We start from the raw sequence: 17,007 nt of genomic DNA, 5'->3' as shown, positions 1-17,007 counted from the left end.
GCAGATCCTGATAGGGCACGCCTTCGGCGATCGCATCCTTGAGGATGCGGACGGGGTAGCCGCCCATATCCATGGGACGCGAGGGATTGCTCATCACATGCCCCGATCCAATCCACGTCACGGGACGCAGTTCATCCTTGCCGTCGACGGACACATAGATCTCATAGCCGACCTTGATCTTCTCGACTGCGACTTCGCCTGTGGCCGTACGGATGAGCGTGCCAGCGAGGAAGCAGACAACGGCCAAGTCGGTGATAGTCAGGCTCGTGCCGTCACCACTGATGGTCAGTGGGCCTGGATCGCCAGGGGTGTACGTGCCGGTGTTGAGCGTCTGGCCTGCGATATTGGCTTGCGCGATGATGTTGCCGTTGGCATCACGAACCACAATGCTCTGTCCGCTACCCGTATTCGAAATCTGATAGGTAGCTGCCGCAGCCGAAGTATTCTGGAACTCCAGATGGTTCAGACCATTGTTGGTCGCAAAGCCGTTGATCGTCGTATTTGAGAGATCGATCAGCGTTCCGCCGCCATTGACAGTAAAGGTACCGCCACCGACGCCATAGTTGATGGTCGTACCGGTCAACACGTTGGCAAGATTATTCCCATTGGTGAACGAGCCACCATCCGTCAAATTCACCGTTGAACTGCTCAGGGCATTTGCCAAGATTCCATCAGCAAGACTGGCAGAGCCACCGGTAACATTGATTTGAGTACCGCTAAGAAGAGCAAGCGTACTATTGATCGTGGTAGTACCACCAACATAAATTGTCTGCGGGCCAACCGCGGCCAGGATATTAACGTTACTGTTGGCTACACCGGGCGCGACAACATAAACACTTCCAAGGCTTACGAGAGCGCCCGCGGAACCGCCAGTGGTCGTGATGATGTTACCGCCAGGTACGTTATTTAAGACGGTACCGTTGAGTGCGCCGCCCGAGATAGTAACGTCGCTTTGTCCAAGAATATCCGGATTGCTGATGTCATAGCTGACGCCGCCAGCGTTGGGTCCGAAAATAGGCATTCATTCCTCCTGCATCCGTCGGAATTCCGGCCTGTCCCCCACGGCCACCCGTACTTCCGATTAGGTATCGTGTACGCCTTTTGAAATAGCACGAAAAGTTTGTTTTGCGCAAACATAAACTCGCGACTGCCAACATGTCGACAGGCGATGCGCAAACCGCATTTCTTCGACCCTGTCAGCCGCCGCCTGCGACCGCCGCCTTGACTTGGCCGTAGATGTCGAGATCGGCCTCGAGCAGCACCTCGGTCTCGGGCAGCCTGCGCAGCCGTTCCGCCAGGGCCTGGACCGGCGGCAGCAGGGGCGCGATCTGCACGGCGCCCTGCGGCATGCGCATGATCTGTTCGAGGTCCTCGGCGAAGACATGCGGCCGTTCGCGAATGCCGACAACCCCGGCGCTGGCAAGATTGGCGAGTGCCGTCGCCACGGCGCCGCGCGGCAACAGCGCGTCGAAGCCCTCGGCAGCAAGCTGGCGCGCAAGCGGGTTGGACAGGATTGAAATCACCGGACCCGGCATCTCGGCGAAGGCCTTCACCAATCCCTCCTCGTCCGTCTCGAGGTCGGCGACGAAATCGATGGCGGGCTTGAAAACGGAGAGATCGCGCTGGCCCAGCAGGGCATCGCCATATTTGGGTACCAGCTTGAGGGCCATCAGCCGCTCGGCCAGTTCGTAATAGGGATCGTGCAGCAGGGTCACCCAGGTGAAGCGCTCATGAATCAGCGCGTCATATTGCCTGAGCGTGAGCCGCCCGCTGACATAGAGCGAGGTGGTGTTCAACAAATGGAAGATCTGGGTCGCCGTCTCGCTTCCCAGCCGCTCGATGCCGCGGTGGAAATAGTTGAAATGCTGCTTGAGCGCCGCATCGAGCCCCCAGAGCGGAAACAGATGGGTCTCCAGCCGGAACAGACGGTTGGGCAGGCCGGGAGCGTCCAGATTGCGGCGATAGATCAGGATGCCGCTTTCCTCGTCCACCACTTCGACATAGCGCATGGCGCCGAGGCCGGGCACATTGGCATCGTTGAGCAGGAAGCCGCACAGGCCGTTGAGGTGGCGCCCCGCCGTGACCAGGGCCGGGCGCGGCTCGCTGCAGCGGATGCGGGCCGCCACCTGGCCGTCGACGAGGACATGCAGGATCGGCGTCTTCTCGAAATCGTCCGGGACGACATAGCCGGTGATCTCGCCGCCCTCGTCCGATTCGATGTTGAACAGCATGTCCTCGCCCGATTTCCAAGCTGGTTTTTCGGCCGCACGGGCCTCACCACAGGAGCGACTCTTCCTCCAGCACCCGCAGGAGATATTTGCCGTAGCTGCTGTTCTCGACCTTCTTGGCGAGGTGGCGCAGTTGATCGGCATCGATCCAGCCGCTGGAAAAGGCGATCTCCTCCGGGCAGGCCAGGCGCACGCCCTGCCGGTGCTCGAGCACGCGCACGAACTCGGCGGCCTGCAGCAGGCTGTCGGGCGTGCCGGTGTCGAGCCAGGCATAGCCCCGCCGCATGCGCTCCACATGCAGGCTGCCTCGCTCCATATAGATGCGGTTGACGTCGGTGATCTCATACTCGCCGCGCGCCGAGGGCTTGATGGTCCGGGCGATGTCGACCACCTCGGCATCGTAGAAATACAGCCCCGTCACCGCCCAGTTGGATTTGGGCTGCCTGGGCTTCTCCTCGATCGAGGTCGCCACCGCCTTTTCGTCGAAGCCGACCACGCCATAGCGCTCGGGATCGGTGACGTGATAGGCGAACACGGTGGCCCCCTCGCGGCGGGAGACGGCAGAGCGCATCAGGCCGGGCAGGCCGGCCCCATAAAACAGATTGTCGCCCAGGATGAGCGCCGAAGGCTCGCCCGCCACGAAGTCGGCCCCGATCACGAAGGCCTGGGCCAGGCCGTCCGGGCGCGGCTGCTCGGCATAGCTCAGCTTCAGGCCCCATTGCGAACCATCGCCGAGCATCTTGCGGAACAGCGGCAGGTCATGCGGGGTGGAAATCAGCAGGATTTCGCGAATACCCGCCTGCATGAAGGTGCTGAGCGGGTAATAGATCATCGGCTTGTCGTAGATCGGCAGCAACTGCTTGGAGGTGATGCTGGTCATCGGATAGAGCCGGGTGCCACTGCCGCCGGCCAGTATGATACCGCGCATTCTCAATAACTTCCTTGATCAAAAACACCACGGGCGGCCGATTGCGAAGGCCGTTAGGACGAAGCAAGAGGAGAAACGGGAGAGGGTGAGCCTGCGCCGGCACGCCCCGCCTGCAGGCGCGATACGCAGTCGCCGACCGAGGCGTGCCAATCTGGCAAGGCGATGCCGTAACGCTGCTGCAGCCTGGCCGTGTCCAGCCTTGAATCGGCAGGGCGGCGGGCCGGCGTGGGATAGTCCTTGGTCTCGATGTGCCTGACGCGGGCCGAGGGGCCACCCGACGATGCCGATGCCGCAAACACCGCCTCGGCGAGATCGGCCCAGCTCGCCTCACCGCTACCGGCGACATGAAACACGCCGAACAAGGGTGAGGCCGCCGCCTTCTCCTCGACGACCTTCCGGGCGATCCGCAACAGCGTCTCGGCAAGATCGAGGGCATAGGTCGGGCAGCCGAACTGGTCGGAGACGACGCCGACCTCGTCGCGCTCGCCGGCGAGCCGCAGCATGGTCTTCACGAAATTCTGGCCATGGGGCGAGTAGACCCACGAGGTGCGGCAGATCACGTGGCGCGGATTGGCGGCGGCGACGCGCAGCTCGCCTTCATGCTTGGATGCACCATAGGCGCCGAGTGGACAGACCCGATCCTCCTCGCGATAGGGATGGCCTGCGGCGCCGTCGAAGACATAGTCGGTCGAGACATGCACGATCGGCACGCCGAGCCGTTGCGCGGCCTCCGCGACGAGCCCTGCGCCGACGGCGTTGACCGCATGGGCCTTCTCCGGTTCGCTCTCGGCCCGGTCGACCGCCGTATAGGCGGCGGCATTGATGACCGCATCCGCCCCGGATGCGAGGAGCGCCTCAGGAATGCTCGCCGGCGCGGCCAGATCGAGCCCGGGCCGGCCGAGACAGACGATATCCACGCCAGAGGATGCGCCAACGGCCTGCAGAGAGCGAGCCAGCTGCCCTTCCCTGCCCGTCACCACAATACGCATCACGAAACCTCCTGGATCCGGACTGCCGGCAGGCTCAGGCGCTGACGAGCCCCAGCCGTTCGCCGGCATAGACCCCCGAGCGGATCGGGCGCCACCACCAATCATTGTCGAGATACCACTGCACCGTATGCCGGATGCCGGATTCGAAGGTCTCGAGGGCGCGCCAGCCCAGATCCGCCTCGAGTTTGCCGGCATCGATGGCATAGCGCTGGTCATGGCCGGGGCGGTCCGGCACGAAGGCGATCAAATCCCGCCGCGGACGCGAACCGGCGACGAGCCCGTCCAGGACGTCGCAAATGGTCTCGACCACGCTCAGATTGCTGCGCTCGCTGCGCCCACCGACATTATAGGTCTCTCCCGGCCGGCCCGTCCGCACGATCGTCCACAGGGCACGGGCGTGGTCCTCGACGAAAAGCCAGTCACGCACATTGCTGCCATCGCCATAGACCGGCAATGTGCGTCCCTCCAATGCGTTGAGGATGACGAGCGGGATGAGCTTTTCTGGAAAATGATACGGGCCGTAATTGTTCGAGCAGTTGGAGATCAGCACCGGCAGGCCATAGGTGCGCATCCAGGCTCGGGCAAGATGGTCGGACGCCGCCTTGCTGGCCGAATAAGGCGAGCTCGGATCATAGCGCGTGGTCTCGGTGAAGAGGCCGTCGCTGCCGAGCGAACCATAGACCTCGTCCGTGGAGACATGCAGGAAACGGAACGCGTCACGCTCCCGGCCCGAAAGCGTACGCCAATAGGCGCGCGACGCTTCCAGCAGGGTGTAGGTCCCCACGATATTGGTCTGGATGAAGTCATCGGCTCCGGCGATCGAGCGGTCGACATGGCTTTCGGCGGCCAGATGCATCACCGCGTTCGGGCGAAAAGATGCCATGACGGCATCCAGCTTCAGCCTGTCGGTGATGTCGCCGCGCATGAAGCGATAATTTCGTGAGCCAGCTATCGAGCGCAGAGAATGAGGATTGCCCGCATAGGTGAGCTTGTCGAAGTTGAGCACCTCGACGTCCCCCTCCCCCACCAGCAGGCGCACCACGGCCGAACCGATGAAGCCTGCACCGCCTGTCACCAGAACACGCATCATGCGACACCTTCCTGTTCGGAGTTGTAATGAAATTGAGCCGGCAAGTCTTTCAGGAGCGGCAACCCCTGGTCCTTGGCCGAAAGCACGGGGCCCTGTGGCAGCACGGGCCATTCGATGCCGATCGCAGGATCATTCCACAGAATGCCGCCATCGTCGTCGGGGCTGTAGTAATTGGTGACCTTGTAGGCAACCAGCGTGTCCGGCTCCAACGTGCAATAGCCATGGGCGAAGCCGACAGGCACCCACAGCTGGTCGCCATCGACCCCGTCCAGGCGGGCCGAGACATATCTGCCGAAGGTCGGCGAGCCCTGGCGGATATCGACCGCCACGTCGAGTATCGCACCGCGGATGACACGAATCAGCTTGCCCTGCGCCATCGGCGAACGCTGAAAATGCAAGCCTCGCAGCGTACCCGCGGCGCCGGACAAGGCCTCGTTGTCCTGAACGAATTCTACTTCGGCAACCTGCTGGCAAAACCCGCGCGCACTGAACACTTCCGAGAAGTAGCCGCGGGCATCACCAAAACGTCGAGGGCGAACTCGCACGACTTCAGGGATGGCCAGGCGCTCGACAATCATCATACTAGCACTCACCAGAACTTTAAATGATGTATTTGATGCAAGACATTCATGTCAAGTCTATATTTTAAGCCAAAATGAACAATATAGTATAAAAATCGATTTACATTAATCTACGTCATGAATCAAACGACAAGAATTCAAATCAAGTAAAACTGTCATTAAATTTTAGTATATAACACATAAAATAGAAGTTTTTGGGAGGTAAAATACTGCTTTCAAATACAAAATATACAGACATAAAATACAATTACACCGCAAAAATCCCGAAAGTTTGCGGACAACTCACTCGCTTCACTACATAAGTCGTACAAGTAAGTTCATTTACGCCAGGGAATAATACTCCAAATAGGGGTTCATTTCAAAATATCGGATGAAGTCTGAAAATAAATTTAATCTAAATTATAATAATATTTAAGCGGATATGACAACATCAATCGAATTAGCTCTTCTATGACAACAGATCATATAATTTAAATTTGTCACTATGCTCGAAATTTCATAATAAAATTTCACCATTTGCTTAAGTTTATTGATTTATCCGGGTGTTTTGGGTGCGCTCATTTCACTTGAAAGGTTTACCTGATCGCAATCAGATGCGCCACCACCCGCTCAAAACAATTGAAGTAGTATCGGTTGTGCATTCCGGCTGGCAGCCCCCGAGTACTTTCCGGACACAGACGCAAGAACAATGGCATGCGAAACAACGGCATACGACGAGTGGGCTGCCCCGATACTACCGCCTGGCTCGAAAGATCAGGGGCAGGGCGGGAAACCAGGCAGCAAGGCCGGCCGCGCGGATGGCGGTGCCATGGTGACGCGCAATGCCCCCGGCCGCAGTCTCAATCCGCAAGGGGATGCAGATCGCGCACCATCGACTTCACGCGCTCGTCCAGCACATGCGTGTAGATCTGCGTCGTCGCGATGTCGGCATGGCCGAGCATCATCTGCACGGAACGCAGATCCGCGCCGTTCTGCAGGAGATGACTGGCAAAGGCATGACGCAGCACGTGCGGGCTGATGCGGTCGGCACGAATACCGACGCTCGCCGCCAGCATCTTCAGTTCCCGCGCGAAATGCTGGCGCGTGAGATGGCCGCTCTCGCCGAAGGACGGGAACAGCCAGGGCGAAGTTCCTTCCCTGCCCGCCTGCGCGAGCAGGCCGAGATAGGCCTGCATGGCTCGCTGGGCCGCTTCGGTGAGCGGCACCAACCTTTCCTTGGCGCCTTTGCCGACCACATTCAGCATGGCGAGCCCGGGCCGCGCCGCGGTGCGCTTGAGACTGACGAGTTCCGAGACACGCAGCCCCGAGGCATAAAGCGTCTCGAGCAAGGCGCTCATCCGCGCCGCCCTCAGACGCTCCGACAATGGACGGGCAGCATCCTCGATCCCCTCGGCCGCCGCCGCCAGCATGCGATCGACCTCGGCCACATCCAGTACCTTGGGAAGGGCACGCCCACGCTTCGGCCCGTCGAGCACACCGGTCGGGTCATCGGTACGGAAGCCTTCGGCATAGAGGAATTTGTGCAACTGCCGGATCGCCGACAGATGGCGCGCCAGCGTGGTCGCCTTGAAGCCGAGATCACTGAGGGCGGCGAGATGCGCCCGCGCCTCATCGGCGCCCGCCGTGGCGATCGCGGCGCCCCGCCCCTTCAGAAAATCACTATAGTCGGTGAGATCGCGGCGATAGGCCTGCAGCGTGTTGTCGGCGCCACCGCGCTCGGCGGACACCATGTCGAGAAAGGCATTGATCAGGCGAGCGTCGCTGGCGGGCTTGGACATGGCACCAGCCTAAGCCCACCGAGGTTAACAGCCGGAAAACCGCGCCGTATGGCACCCGCTCAATAGCCGAGCGCCGCGCGCAGCTCCGTCTTGGCCGGAGCGAACTCTGCCTTGAAATCATCCTGGCGCAAGATGGTTGCGGCGATCACCGAACCGGAGATGCGGCCCATCTCGATGTCGGAAGGATAGTGGATGCCGGCGACCAGACGGCTATGGCCATAGTCCCAGGCCCGCGCCATGATCTCGGCGCGCTTCTCCGGCACCATGTCGGCGAGGACGATCCCCATCAAGGTGCCCAGCGTGGTATGGCCGGAGGGATAGGCGCCCGAGTTCGACAGCTTCACCACCGGCTTGACGATATCGCTCACCATATGCGGGCGCGGCCGGTTGAGGATCTTCTTGGCAGGATCGACGACAGCCGCCTCCGTCTCGACCACACGGTCGAAGAAAGCCGAGAATTTGGGTAGCTTGTCCTTGTCGAATTTGGGACCGAACAGCTCGCCGGCGAAGCGCCAGACCGTCTCCTCGTCGTCGGCCTTGGCATGGGCGACCATCTCCGGCGTACGCTCGACCTGAAGGGTGAGGATCTCGGCTAGTTCGGCCTTGGTCTTGTCGGAGTCCTTGGCCGGCGGCGGCGGCAGGATGGTGACGAGATCGATGATCTTCGCATCGGTGAAGGGCTTGGCATCCTCGGCCTTCGCGGGGGCGAAGGCAGCAAGAGCCAGCAAGGCGGCAGCGGCGAGAATCGTGCGCATGGGGCGCTCCTGTGGGTGGGGGCGCCGTCCGATTGGCAGTGGTCGATGACAACGCCGTGACGTTGCCGGGCCGCAGCTCAGAAATAAAGCGGATGATCCTCCAGGGCCAAGGCGATCACCCTGAGCGAAGCAGCCGCCTGCAGATGCGCGTTGGGACTGGTTTCCTTGACGATCTCGGCCGCCAATCCCCTCAGGGATACGATCATGTCGCGCAACAGCTTGGCATGCGGAATGCGGATGGCGAGGAGACCGGCGACACGCACCAGCATCTCCGAGACGGCGGCGGCATGGTCGGGCTCGATCAGGCCTTCGCGCAGGAAGCGGCGCAGGCGCAGGATCTCCAGCCCCATGGTCACCGCGGCCAGGCTCCCGTCCAGCACATATTGGCCCTTGCTGCCCACGCGCTCCAGCGGTGCCATCAGCTGGTTGATGCGATCATAGGCAAGGCTCTCGAAAGCCGAAGGCTTGGGCAGGCGCTCATGCAGGCAAAGCCGGGTAAGATCGGCCCGGAAAGCCTCGACCACGCGCTCGACCACGCTTTGCGGCCGGCGGGGCAGCACCACGGCGAACACGGCAAGGCTGAGCAACCCACCGCCAAGCACCGCGATCGCCGCATTCATGAACAACCAGGGCTCGGCCACCATGGGCTGGCGCGGGTTGAGAAAGAGCAGGAAGTTGATGGCGAAGGCCGTGGCGATCGGCGTGAAGCGCGGATTGGCCATGCCCAGCGCCGCCGGCAGCAGCACCAGCCCGATCAGCGCCAGCAGCCAGGGGAGCCCCGGCAGGTGGGGCAGCATGAGCTGGCCGACCAGGAAGGCGAACGGCACCGAATAGGCCGTGCCCTTGAGGAAGTCCCAGGCCGACCGCAGCGGATTGGGCATGGTGGCGAACAGGCTCGACATCACCGCCACCATCACCGCCGCGCCGGCGAGGTCGGCCCAGCGCGTGGCGATCCAATAGGCGGTGACGATGGTGGTGGCGATCGCCGCCCTGATGGCGTTGACGGCCGCCACCTCATAGTCGCGATCGATGGTGAGGGCCGGCAGCTTCCATTGGCCGGGTGGGTCGGGCGCCCGCAGCCGCAGGGCGGCCAGTCCCTCCAGCACCTGGCGGATGGCGGTAAGGAACTCGATCAGCAAAGTGATGCGAGCCGCCGCCGCGGCGCGGTCCTCGTGCGGCTGCAGCGGTGCGCCACGCATCGCCTCGGACTCACGGCAGAATTCCTCGATCTGCCTCAGCCAGGGGCGGACATCCTGGGTGAGCCAGTCGCCCTGGGCGATGCCGTCCAGCATGGTCCTGATGCGGTTGAGCAGCGGGCGCCAGCTCGAATCGGGCGCGCTGGCATGGGCAAGCAGCGTGTGCACGGCCGAGATGGCCGAGAGCATGTGGCCGATCGTGTGCCGTGCCATGCGCCCATGCGTGACCAGGCTGGGCGCTTCCAGGCGGGCATAGGCGCGCATGCCTGCCAGCGCCTCGATATCGACGATCAGGCGCTGGTAGCGCGTGTCGAGCTCGGCCTTCGCCGTGCCGCCGATCGCACCGGCCCCATAGCGGGCAATGTCCCTGAGGCTGGCGCCGGCCCGTTCCACCAGTACGTCGCGCGCGAGTTGCGGCAGCAGGAAGCGGCTGGCCAGGCCGGCGCAGACGATGCCGAGCATGATTTCGATGCAGCGCGCCACCGCCAGTTCGTTGACGAGATGAGGATTGTCGAAAGCCGGCAGGCCGATGATGGCGGCCGTATAGCCGGCCAGTACCGCCCCATAGGCTTCGGGGTTGCGCAGGGTCGAGGCCACGAAGGTGCACAGGCCGATCCAGGCGGCCAGCAGCCCCAGGAAGAACAGGTGCTCGCTGCCCGTGAGCTTGACCATCGCCACCGAGGCAAGGGCGCCGATCAGCGTGCCGGCCAGCCGGAACAGCCCCTTGGCGAGCACCATGCCGGCGACGGGCTGGCTGACGATATAGACGGTCATCATCGCCCATTGGGGCTGTTCAAGCCCGAGCGCATAGGCGATCGCCAGGGCAACGAGCCCGACTGCGGTGGTGCGGAATGCGAAGATCCAGTCGGCCCGCGGCGGCATGGCCAGATGCGGCAGGCTGAGCGATGGACGGGCAGGCAGGAAATTCGAGCGAGGCATCACACCGGCCATACAGGGTTTGTCGCTGATTTGGTACCCGATCATGGCGCGCGATGATGAAGAGCATGCTGCCGCTGCGAGGCGCAAGCTGCTGTCATGAGAATAGGAAACGATCGTTTCCGAACCTGTTCCGGCCTCACCAGATCCCGGGCAGCATGCGATAGCGCACGCTCCGGGCGTAATCGGCATAGCCTGGCAGGCCTGTCATCAGGGTGCGTTCCTCGATGCGCGAGCGGAGCGCGAACGCCAGGAAGAACACCGGCATCATCGCAAGCCCCCACCAGGAGCCGATCAACAGCGGCGTGCCGATGAAATAGAGCATGACGCCGGCATACATGGGATGGCGGACAAAGGCATAGGGGCCCGTCGAGACCACATGATGGTGACGCTCGGCCTGCACCTTGACCACTGGCGCGGCGAAGGAGTTTTCGCGAAACACCCACATGACGAAGAGCGTGGAAGCCAGATAGAGCACGAGCCCGACGGCCTCGAGCGGGAGGGGCATGGTGGGGGCCCGTAGGCGCCGTTCGAGCCCGATCACCACGAACCAGACCACGGCGACCACGAGGAAGACCAGCATGAACCATTTGTCCGCGCTGGGTTGCTCGGGAGCTTTCAGCCTCATGCGTTCGGCCAGCAGGCCCGGATCGGTCCAGGCAAGCCACAAGCCGGCGGCAAGGCCGACAATCAGGGAAACAACCAGGTAAAACCAGGCCGCGGTCCAAGCCAGAGTGCCCGCGGAGAGGAACAGCACCAGGCCCATGATGCCGACGAACACCAGGTTTTGCAGGACCAGTTTGACGATCATGGCCATTGTCCCCATGCGGCAACGGCATCATCCCGCAGGTATTGGGCGAAAATGCAGTTCTCGGAACACCCAACGGGAAACAGGGCCGCTCCCGCCCCGAAACCGCCAGCATGCGAGCAGGCTAGGGCTTGGCCGGCTCCTTCGGCGGCTCCAGGTTCCTGAGCGGAATATCCTGGCTCATCGGCCGCGTCGCCGGCTTCACGAATGTGCCCAGGGCATAGACGAGGCCGAACCCGGCCAGGCCCAGCAGCAGGAGAATGACAAGGAAACGGAAGAGGCTGGGCATGAGGATCCTGAAACGCAACGGTGCCAGGATAGTGCGCGATTGAGGGCAGCACCATGGCGTTGTGCCCTCCGCTTACCCGTGAGGCTCTTGCATCGAGGCCCCTCTCCGGTTCATTAGAACGATGGACTTGTTGATGCAGGACGATATGAGCGGCTTTGCGACACCCCCTGTCCCGGCCGAGCGCGAGAAGAAAATGGCGGAAGCCCTCGCGGGGCGGTCGGTCGTGCTGGTGGGCATGATGGGTGCGGGCAAGAGCGCCGTCGGCCGGCGCCTGGCGGGCCGGCTCGGCCTCGAATTCCGCGACGCCGATACCGAGATCGAGGAAGCCGCCCAGAAGACCATTTCGGAAATCTTCGCCTCGGATGGGGAAGCCTTCTTCCGCGACAAGGAACGCCGCGTCATCGCAAGGCTGCTTGCCTGCGACAAGCCGATCGTGCTGGCGACCGGGGGCGGCGCCTATATGAACGAGGAGACCCGCACCCTCATCGCCCGCTGCGGTATCTCGATCTGGCTGAAGGCGGAACTCGACGTGCTGATGCGCCGCGTTCGCCGCAAGCCGACCCGCCCGCTCCTGCAGACACCCGATCCGGAAGGCACGCTGCGCAAGCTGATCGAAGTCCGCTATCCCATCTATGCCGGCGCCGATGTCACCGTGCTGTCGCGCGACGTCGCCCAGGAGACAGTGCTCGAGGACGTCGTCACCGCCCTCGAACATCATCTATCGACAGAAAGATCGGACAAACCGGCATGAGCCAGCCCATCGTCGTTCCCGTCGCGCTGGGCGCGCGCTCCTACGAGATCGCCATCGGCCCGGGCCTCCTCGCCGAGGCTGGCCAACGCATTTCCGCCCTCGTGCCCAAAGCGCGCCTCGCCATCGTCACCGACGCCAATGTCGCGGCCCTGCACCTGGCGACATTGACGGCGAGCCTGGATGCGGCCGGGCTCGAGCACCAGACCATCACGGTCGCGCCCGGCGAGGCGTCCAAGAGCTTCGCCACCTTCGCCGAGGTCTGCGAAGGCCTGATCGCCACCCGCGTCGAGCGTGGCGATCTCGTCGTCGCCTTTGGCGGCGGCGTGATCGGGGACCTGGCCGGCTTTGCGGCCGCCGCCGTCCGGCGCGGCATGCGCTTCGTGCAGATCCCCACCAGCCTGCTGGCGCAGGTCGATTCTTCGGTCGGCGGCAAGACCGGCATCAATTCCCGCCACGGCAAGAACCTGGTCGGCGCCTTCCATCAACCCAGCCTGGTGCTGGCCGATACGCAGGTGCTCGACACCCTCTCCAGACGCGAATTCCGCGCCGGCTATGCCGAGGTCGCCAAATATGGCCTGATCAACGACGCCCCCTTCTTCCACTGGCTGGAAAACAACTGGCAGGACGTGATGGCCGGCGGGCCGGCGCGCGTCGAGGCCATCGCCACCTCCTGCCGCTCCAAGGCCGGCATCGTCGCCCGCGACGAGACGGAGACCGGCGAGCGGGCCCTGCTCAATCTCGGCCACACCTTCGGCCATGCGCTGGAAGCGGTCACCGGCTACAATTCCGCCCGCCTGGTGCATGGCGAAGGCGTTTCGATCGGCATGGTTCTGGCCCATGAATTCTCGGCCCGGCTCGGCCTGTGCTCGCAGGAAACGCCCTCGCGCGTCGCCGCCCATCTTGCCACAGCCGGCCTGCCCACCCGCATCGACCAAGTGCCGGGCGGCGCCGGCACGGCGGGCGAGTTGATGAACGCGATCCTGCAGGACAAGAAGGTCAAGCGAGGCAAGCTCACCTTCATTCTCACCCGCGGCATCGGCGAAAGCTTCATCGCCAACGACGTCGACCCCAGTGCCGTGACGGGCTTCCTGGAAGAGAAGCTCGCCGACGCCGGCAAGCTGGGAGCGTGATGATGTCTGAACCGTCATTGCGAGCGCAGCGAAGCAATCCGGATTTGGCCCGCCATGAAGATCCGGATTGCTTCGCTGCGCCCGCCATGACGATCTCTTTCCTTGGGCCGAGCCGGAAGTAACCCATGCATCCCGAGGCCTGGTACTCGCTCTTCATCGTCTTCCTGCTCCTGCTGGCGGGCTTTTTCTTCGCGGGCTCGGAAACCGCGCTCACCGCCGCCTCGCGGGCCAGGCTGCTGTCGCTGGAGAAGAATGGCAGCCAGCGCGCCAAGATCGTCAACAAGCTGCTCGACATCCGCGAGGCGATGATCGGCTCGCTCCTGGTCGGCACCAGCATCGTCAACACCGCCGCGGCGGCTTTGACGACTGGCATCCTGCTCGACATTTTCGGCGATGTCGGCATCTTCTACGCCACCATCGTCATCTCGGTCCTGACCATCATCTTCGTCGAGATCCTGCCCAAGACCATCGCCATCAACTATCCCGAGAGCTTCTCCCTGGCGGTCGGTTGGCCGGTCCGGCTGGTGGTGCTGATCTTCTCGCCGGTGACGGGCCTGCTCGGCTGGCTGGTGCGCGCCATCCTACGCCTCGTCGGCCTGGAAGTCGGCAAGCACCCCTCCTTGCTCTCGGCCACCGACGAATTGCGCGGCACCGTCGACCTCCTGCACAAGGAAGGCTCGGTGGAGAAGACCGACCGCGACATGTTCGGCGGCCTGCTCGATTTGCAGGAGCTCACCGTCGACGACGTCATGGTCCACCGCACCAAGATGTTCTCCGTCGACCTCGAAGAGGGGCCGGCCCAGATCGTGCAGAGCGTGCTCGCCGCACCCTATACCCGCATCCCGGTATGGAAGGAGAGCCCCGAGAACATCATCGGCGTGCTGCATGCCAAGGACCTCCTGCGTGCCCTCGACGCCGCCGGCAACGATCCCCTCAAGCTCGACATCGAGGAGATTGCCCTGCCGGCCTGGTTTGTGCCCGACACCACCTCGCTGGTCGACCAGCTGCGCTCCTTCCGCCGCCGCAAGCAGCATTTTGCCTTCGTGGTCGACGAATATGGCTCGGTGCTCGGCATCGTCACGCTGGAGGACATCATCGAGGAAATCGTCGGCGACATCTCCGACGAGCATGATCTGGTGGTGACGGGCGTGCGCCCACAGGCGGACGGCGCCGTCAATGTCGACGGCTCGGTGCCGATCCGCGACCTCAACCGCGCCATGGACTGGACCCTGCCGGACGAAGAGGCCACCACCATTGCCGGCCTCGTCATCCACGAGGCCCGCACCATCCCCGAGGCCGGCCAGACCTTCACCTTCCACGGCTACCGCTTCCAGGTGCTGAGGAAACAGAAGAACCGCATCGCCTCGCTCAGGATCACGCCGATCGTGCCGGAGGCGCCGGACGCGTGAGAGTGGCCCCCGAGAGGCATCCGCCTCGTCACTGAGCCTGATCCATACGCCTTACTCGGTCCCAACCGTCATTTGCTTGAAGACCTCATCCCGCCTTACCAGCAGGTGGAAGAGAGCTGCCGCGATGTGAACCAGGACCAGCGCAAAGAAGGCCATTGCCAGATAGAAATGAGCATCCCAGAGCAGGGCATGCATTTCGCGGCTGGCCGGCAGGATCGCAGGCAGGCGCAGGCCGCCCGCCAGGACGATCGGGTAACCCGCCGCGGACATCATCGCCCATCCGATCAGCGGCATCCCGATCATCAGCAGATAGAAGGCCAGATGCGACAGATAGGCCGCCAGCTTCACGGGCGCCGGCAGATCATAGGGCAAGGCAGGCGCGCCTTTTCTCAGCCGGACCGCCAGCCTGAGGAGCGCCAGCACCAGAATGGCGACGCCGAGGCTCTTGTGAATTGAAATCAGGGAGAGATAGTCCGGCCCGATCGTCCGCACCATCGCCACGCCGATGAACAGCATGGCAAGAATGCAAATCGCCATCACCCAGTGCAACAGTCGCTGCAGGAGCGAGAAGGAGCCGCTGGCCGCTGTCATTGCTGTGCTCCCTGCTGGGTGGGATAGCTGCCGGCTTCGGCCGTTCGCCGGTCGAACGAGACGGCGTAGGCCGCCGAACGGGCGGCCGGGAATGGATCGTCCGAGGTGCGCATGCCGTCGGGAAGCACGGTCGGATCGAAGTTGATGTCCCGGCACGGCCCATGATCCTCGGCGAGGATCTGCGTGGCGGATAGCGTTCCCACCTCCACCGTCTTTCGATCATCAGGCCAGGCCTTGCTCGGATCCGCGGTGGGATCGCCCGGATTGGCCAGGGTGACGACCATCTTCCATTGCACGGGTCCCGCCTTCACCCGTTCCGCGATTTCCTGCTCGAGGAAATCGGCGTTGCGCTTGGCCAGATCGTCCGGCGCAAGGGCACTGGCAGCGACCGTGGGAACCAATGACCAGCGCACCGCCTGCTCCGCGCCCGCTGCATTCGTGAAGATGAAGCTGTTCAGGCTGTTGAAACGGTCCTCGGCATAGCTTGCCGTCCATGGTGTAGCCTTGGCCCAGCCGCCAAACGCCGCGATTTCGGGATGGGCACCGGCAAAACGCTTCATCGCCTCCGGATCCTTGCTCGCCGAGGCGATGAGGAGCTCGTAGAACGCCTGTGGCGTGGAAACCGGGAAGAAGGGCGGGTCTATCATGGCGCTGCGCCATTGCTGGCCGTCGGCTCCGGTGATCTGGATGCCAAGTCCCCTCACCCGGACCGTGGCATCGTTGGCCTTCGGGTCCGGCGTGCCGAGATTGAGGCGCCCGACGACCGCATAGCTGCCGGCCGCCAGCATGCTGGCCTTCGACAGGCTGGCACCTGACCCATTCGCCTCGAACTGCCCCGTGAAACAGATGCCCTTGGCATGATTGCGCCGGTGGCCGAGCGCCGGCCCGGTGGCGGGCGCCAGGGCATCGACGAGTTTCTGCGAGGTGAGAGCCTGGGGTGAAAGCCACCCGGCAGTGTAGGCAAAAGCAGCGCCTCCACCTGCGACGACCACCCCAATAATCGCAAAAGATAACCAGGTAGAATAGGAGGACGCCGGACTTGATGACATCACAACTCCTTAAGCCGAATTCCGACACGATAAAAAGAAAAGATAATTTCTTCCTCAACTGTCGAAGAATTTCTTATTCTTCATCCGAGGATGGAGGCAAGTCAAGCAGACATGGCGACCAATACTCGTCGCATCCCGCGCCACAGGCAACGGCGGCAAATTCATGATGACGCACGTTAGTGATGACGCACGTTAGTGATGACGCACGCTTGGCGCCCCTCTTTCGATATCGAGTTGACTTGATAGCATTCCTCCACGCCGGAAACACGCAGTGAGGTCATCCGTGCGTCTGAAATTCGCGTGAACGATCAAGCTTGCGGATATGCGCGGCGGGATCCCGAAGGCTATCGATCTGTTTCCGAGATCCGATATGCCGAGGCCGCACATTTCTCCTTTCCCGGCCTCGCATGGCCACATCAAGCGGGTCCGCCTCCCTCTTCCCCTCCCCTTTGTGCCCTACGTCACACGCCAGTTGCCGACACCGGAGTGCGCCCTTTAA

Annotated in this window: 16 protein-coding genes; 3 read left to right on the top strand and 13 right to left on the bottom strand. The window is 62.9% G+C overall.

All coding sequences use genetic code 11. The annotated features are described in order from the left end of the window. The 11 genes from QM672_RS28185 to QM672_RS28135 form a co-directional block, all read right to left on the bottom strand. A partial coding sequence (locus QM672_RS28185; RefSeq protein WP_415086588.1) for a Hint domain-containing protein occupies positions 1-1,021 on the bottom strand: 1,021 nt, incomplete at its 3' end. Positions 1,022-1,196: 175 nt separating this feature from the next. Beyond that, a complete protein-coding gene (locus QM672_RS28180; RefSeq protein ID WP_311933000.1) occupies positions 1,197-2,231 on the bottom strand; it encodes a hypothetical protein in 1,035 nt (344 codons plus the stop codon). Between the two features lie 43 nt (positions 2,232-2,274). Continuing rightward, on the bottom strand, positions 2,275-3,156 hold the full coding sequence (rfbA, locus tag QM672_RS28175; RefSeq protein ID WP_311932997.1) for a glucose-1-phosphate thymidylyltransferase RfbA: 882 nt from the start codon (positions 3,154-3,156) through the stop codon (positions 2,275-2,277). 53 nt (positions 3,157-3,209) lie between these two features. Beyond that, the gene (gene rfbD / locus QM672_RS28170) at positions 3,210-4,145 is read right to left on the bottom strand and encodes a dTDP-4-dehydrorhamnose reductase (RefSeq protein ID WP_415086591.1); all 936 of its coding nucleotides are present in this window, start codon (positions 4,143-4,145) and stop codon (positions 3,210-3,212) included. A gap of 34 nt (positions 4,146-4,179) precedes the next feature. Then, positions 4,180-5,232: a dTDP-glucose 4,6-dehydratase gene (gene rfbB, locus QM672_RS28165; protein ID WP_311933049.1), complete on the bottom strand. Its 1,053-nt coding sequence runs from the start codon at positions 5,230-5,232 to the stop codon at positions 4,180-4,182. Beyond that, positions 5,232-5,813 (bottom strand): dTDP-4-dehydrorhamnose 3,5-epimerase, encoded by a 582-nt coding sequence (gene rfbC / locus QM672_RS28160; RefSeq protein ID WP_311933048.1) that lies wholly within the window; start codon positions 5,811-5,813, stop codon positions 5,232-5,234. The genes rfbB and rfbC overlap by 1 nt, the downstream gene beginning before the upstream one ends. 842 nt (positions 5,814-6,655) lie before the next feature. After that, the gene (locus tag QM672_RS28155; RefSeq protein WP_415086586.1) at positions 6,656-7,594 is read right to left on the bottom strand and encodes a site-specific tyrosine recombinase XerD; all 939 of its coding nucleotides are present in this window, start codon (positions 7,592-7,594) and stop codon (positions 6,656-6,658) included. A gap of 59 nt (positions 7,595-7,653) precedes the next feature. Continuing rightward, on the bottom strand, positions 7,654-8,349 hold the full coding sequence (locus QM672_RS28150) for an acid phosphatase (protein ID WP_311932993.1): 696 nt from the start codon (positions 8,347-8,349) through the stop codon (positions 7,654-7,656). A 77-nt stretch (positions 8,350-8,426) separates the two neighbouring features. Then, entirely contained in the window at positions 8,427-10,484 is a 2,058-nt protein-coding gene (locus QM672_RS28145; protein WP_415086583.1) for an FUSC family protein, read from the bottom strand. A gap of 136 nt (positions 10,485-10,620) precedes the next feature. Further along, on the bottom strand, positions 10,621-11,292 hold the full coding sequence (locus QM672_RS28140) for a methyltransferase family protein (protein WP_415086581.1): 672 nt from the start codon (positions 11,290-11,292) through the stop codon (positions 10,621-10,623). A gap of 121 nt (positions 11,293-11,413) precedes the next feature. Continuing rightward, positions 11,414-11,578 (bottom strand): histidine kinase, encoded by a 165-nt coding sequence (locus tag QM672_RS28135; protein ID WP_311932986.1) that lies wholly within the window; start codon positions 11,576-11,578, stop codon positions 11,414-11,416. Between the two features lie 133 nt (positions 11,579-11,711). On the opposite strand from QM672_RS28135, the gene QM672_RS28130 reads away from it, so the two are divergent. The 3 genes from QM672_RS28130 to QM672_RS28120 all read left to right on the top strand — a co-directional run bounded on the left by QM672_RS28130 (position 11,712) and on the right by QM672_RS28120 (position 14,868). Next, on the top strand, positions 11,712-12,329 hold the full coding sequence (locus QM672_RS28130; RefSeq protein ID WP_311932983.1) for a shikimate kinase: 618 nt from the start codon (positions 11,712-11,714) through the stop codon (positions 12,327-12,329). Then, positions 12,326-13,459, top strand: a complete 1,134-nt coding sequence (gene aroB, locus QM672_RS28125; RefSeq protein WP_415086579.1) for a 3-dehydroquinate synthase — start codon at positions 12,326-12,328, stop codon at positions 13,457-13,459. Before QM672_RS28130 ends, aroB begins: the two co-directional genes overlap by 4 nt. Positions 13,460-13,584: 125 nt before the next feature. After that, positions 13,585-14,868 (top strand): HlyC/CorC family transporter, encoded by a 1,284-nt coding sequence (locus tag QM672_RS28120; protein ID WP_311932979.1) that lies wholly within the window; start codon positions 13,585-13,587, stop codon positions 14,866-14,868. 51 nt (positions 14,869-14,919) lie between these two features. On the opposite strand, the gene QM672_RS28115 is transcribed toward QM672_RS28120, so the two are convergent. Further along, positions 14,920-15,459: a cytochrome b gene (locus QM672_RS28115; protein ID WP_367625349.1), complete on the bottom strand. Its 540-nt coding sequence runs from the start codon at positions 15,457-15,459 to the stop codon at positions 14,920-14,922. Beyond that, positions 15,456-16,508 (bottom strand): catalase family peroxidase, encoded by a 1,053-nt coding sequence (locus tag QM672_RS28110; protein WP_311932975.1) that lies wholly within the window; start codon positions 16,506-16,508, stop codon positions 15,456-15,458. The genes QM672_RS28115 and QM672_RS28110 overlap by 4 nt, the downstream gene beginning before the upstream one ends. Positions 16,509-17,007: the final 499 nt, after the last annotated feature.

Origin of the sequence: Labrys sp. (in: a-proteobacteria), from assembly GCF_047605565.1 — a bacterium.
Lineage (GTDB): Bacteria > Pseudomonadota > Alphaproteobacteria > Rhizobiales > Labraceae > Labrys > Labrys neptuniae.
This window is presented reverse-complemented; position numbering and strand designations above follow the sequence as displayed.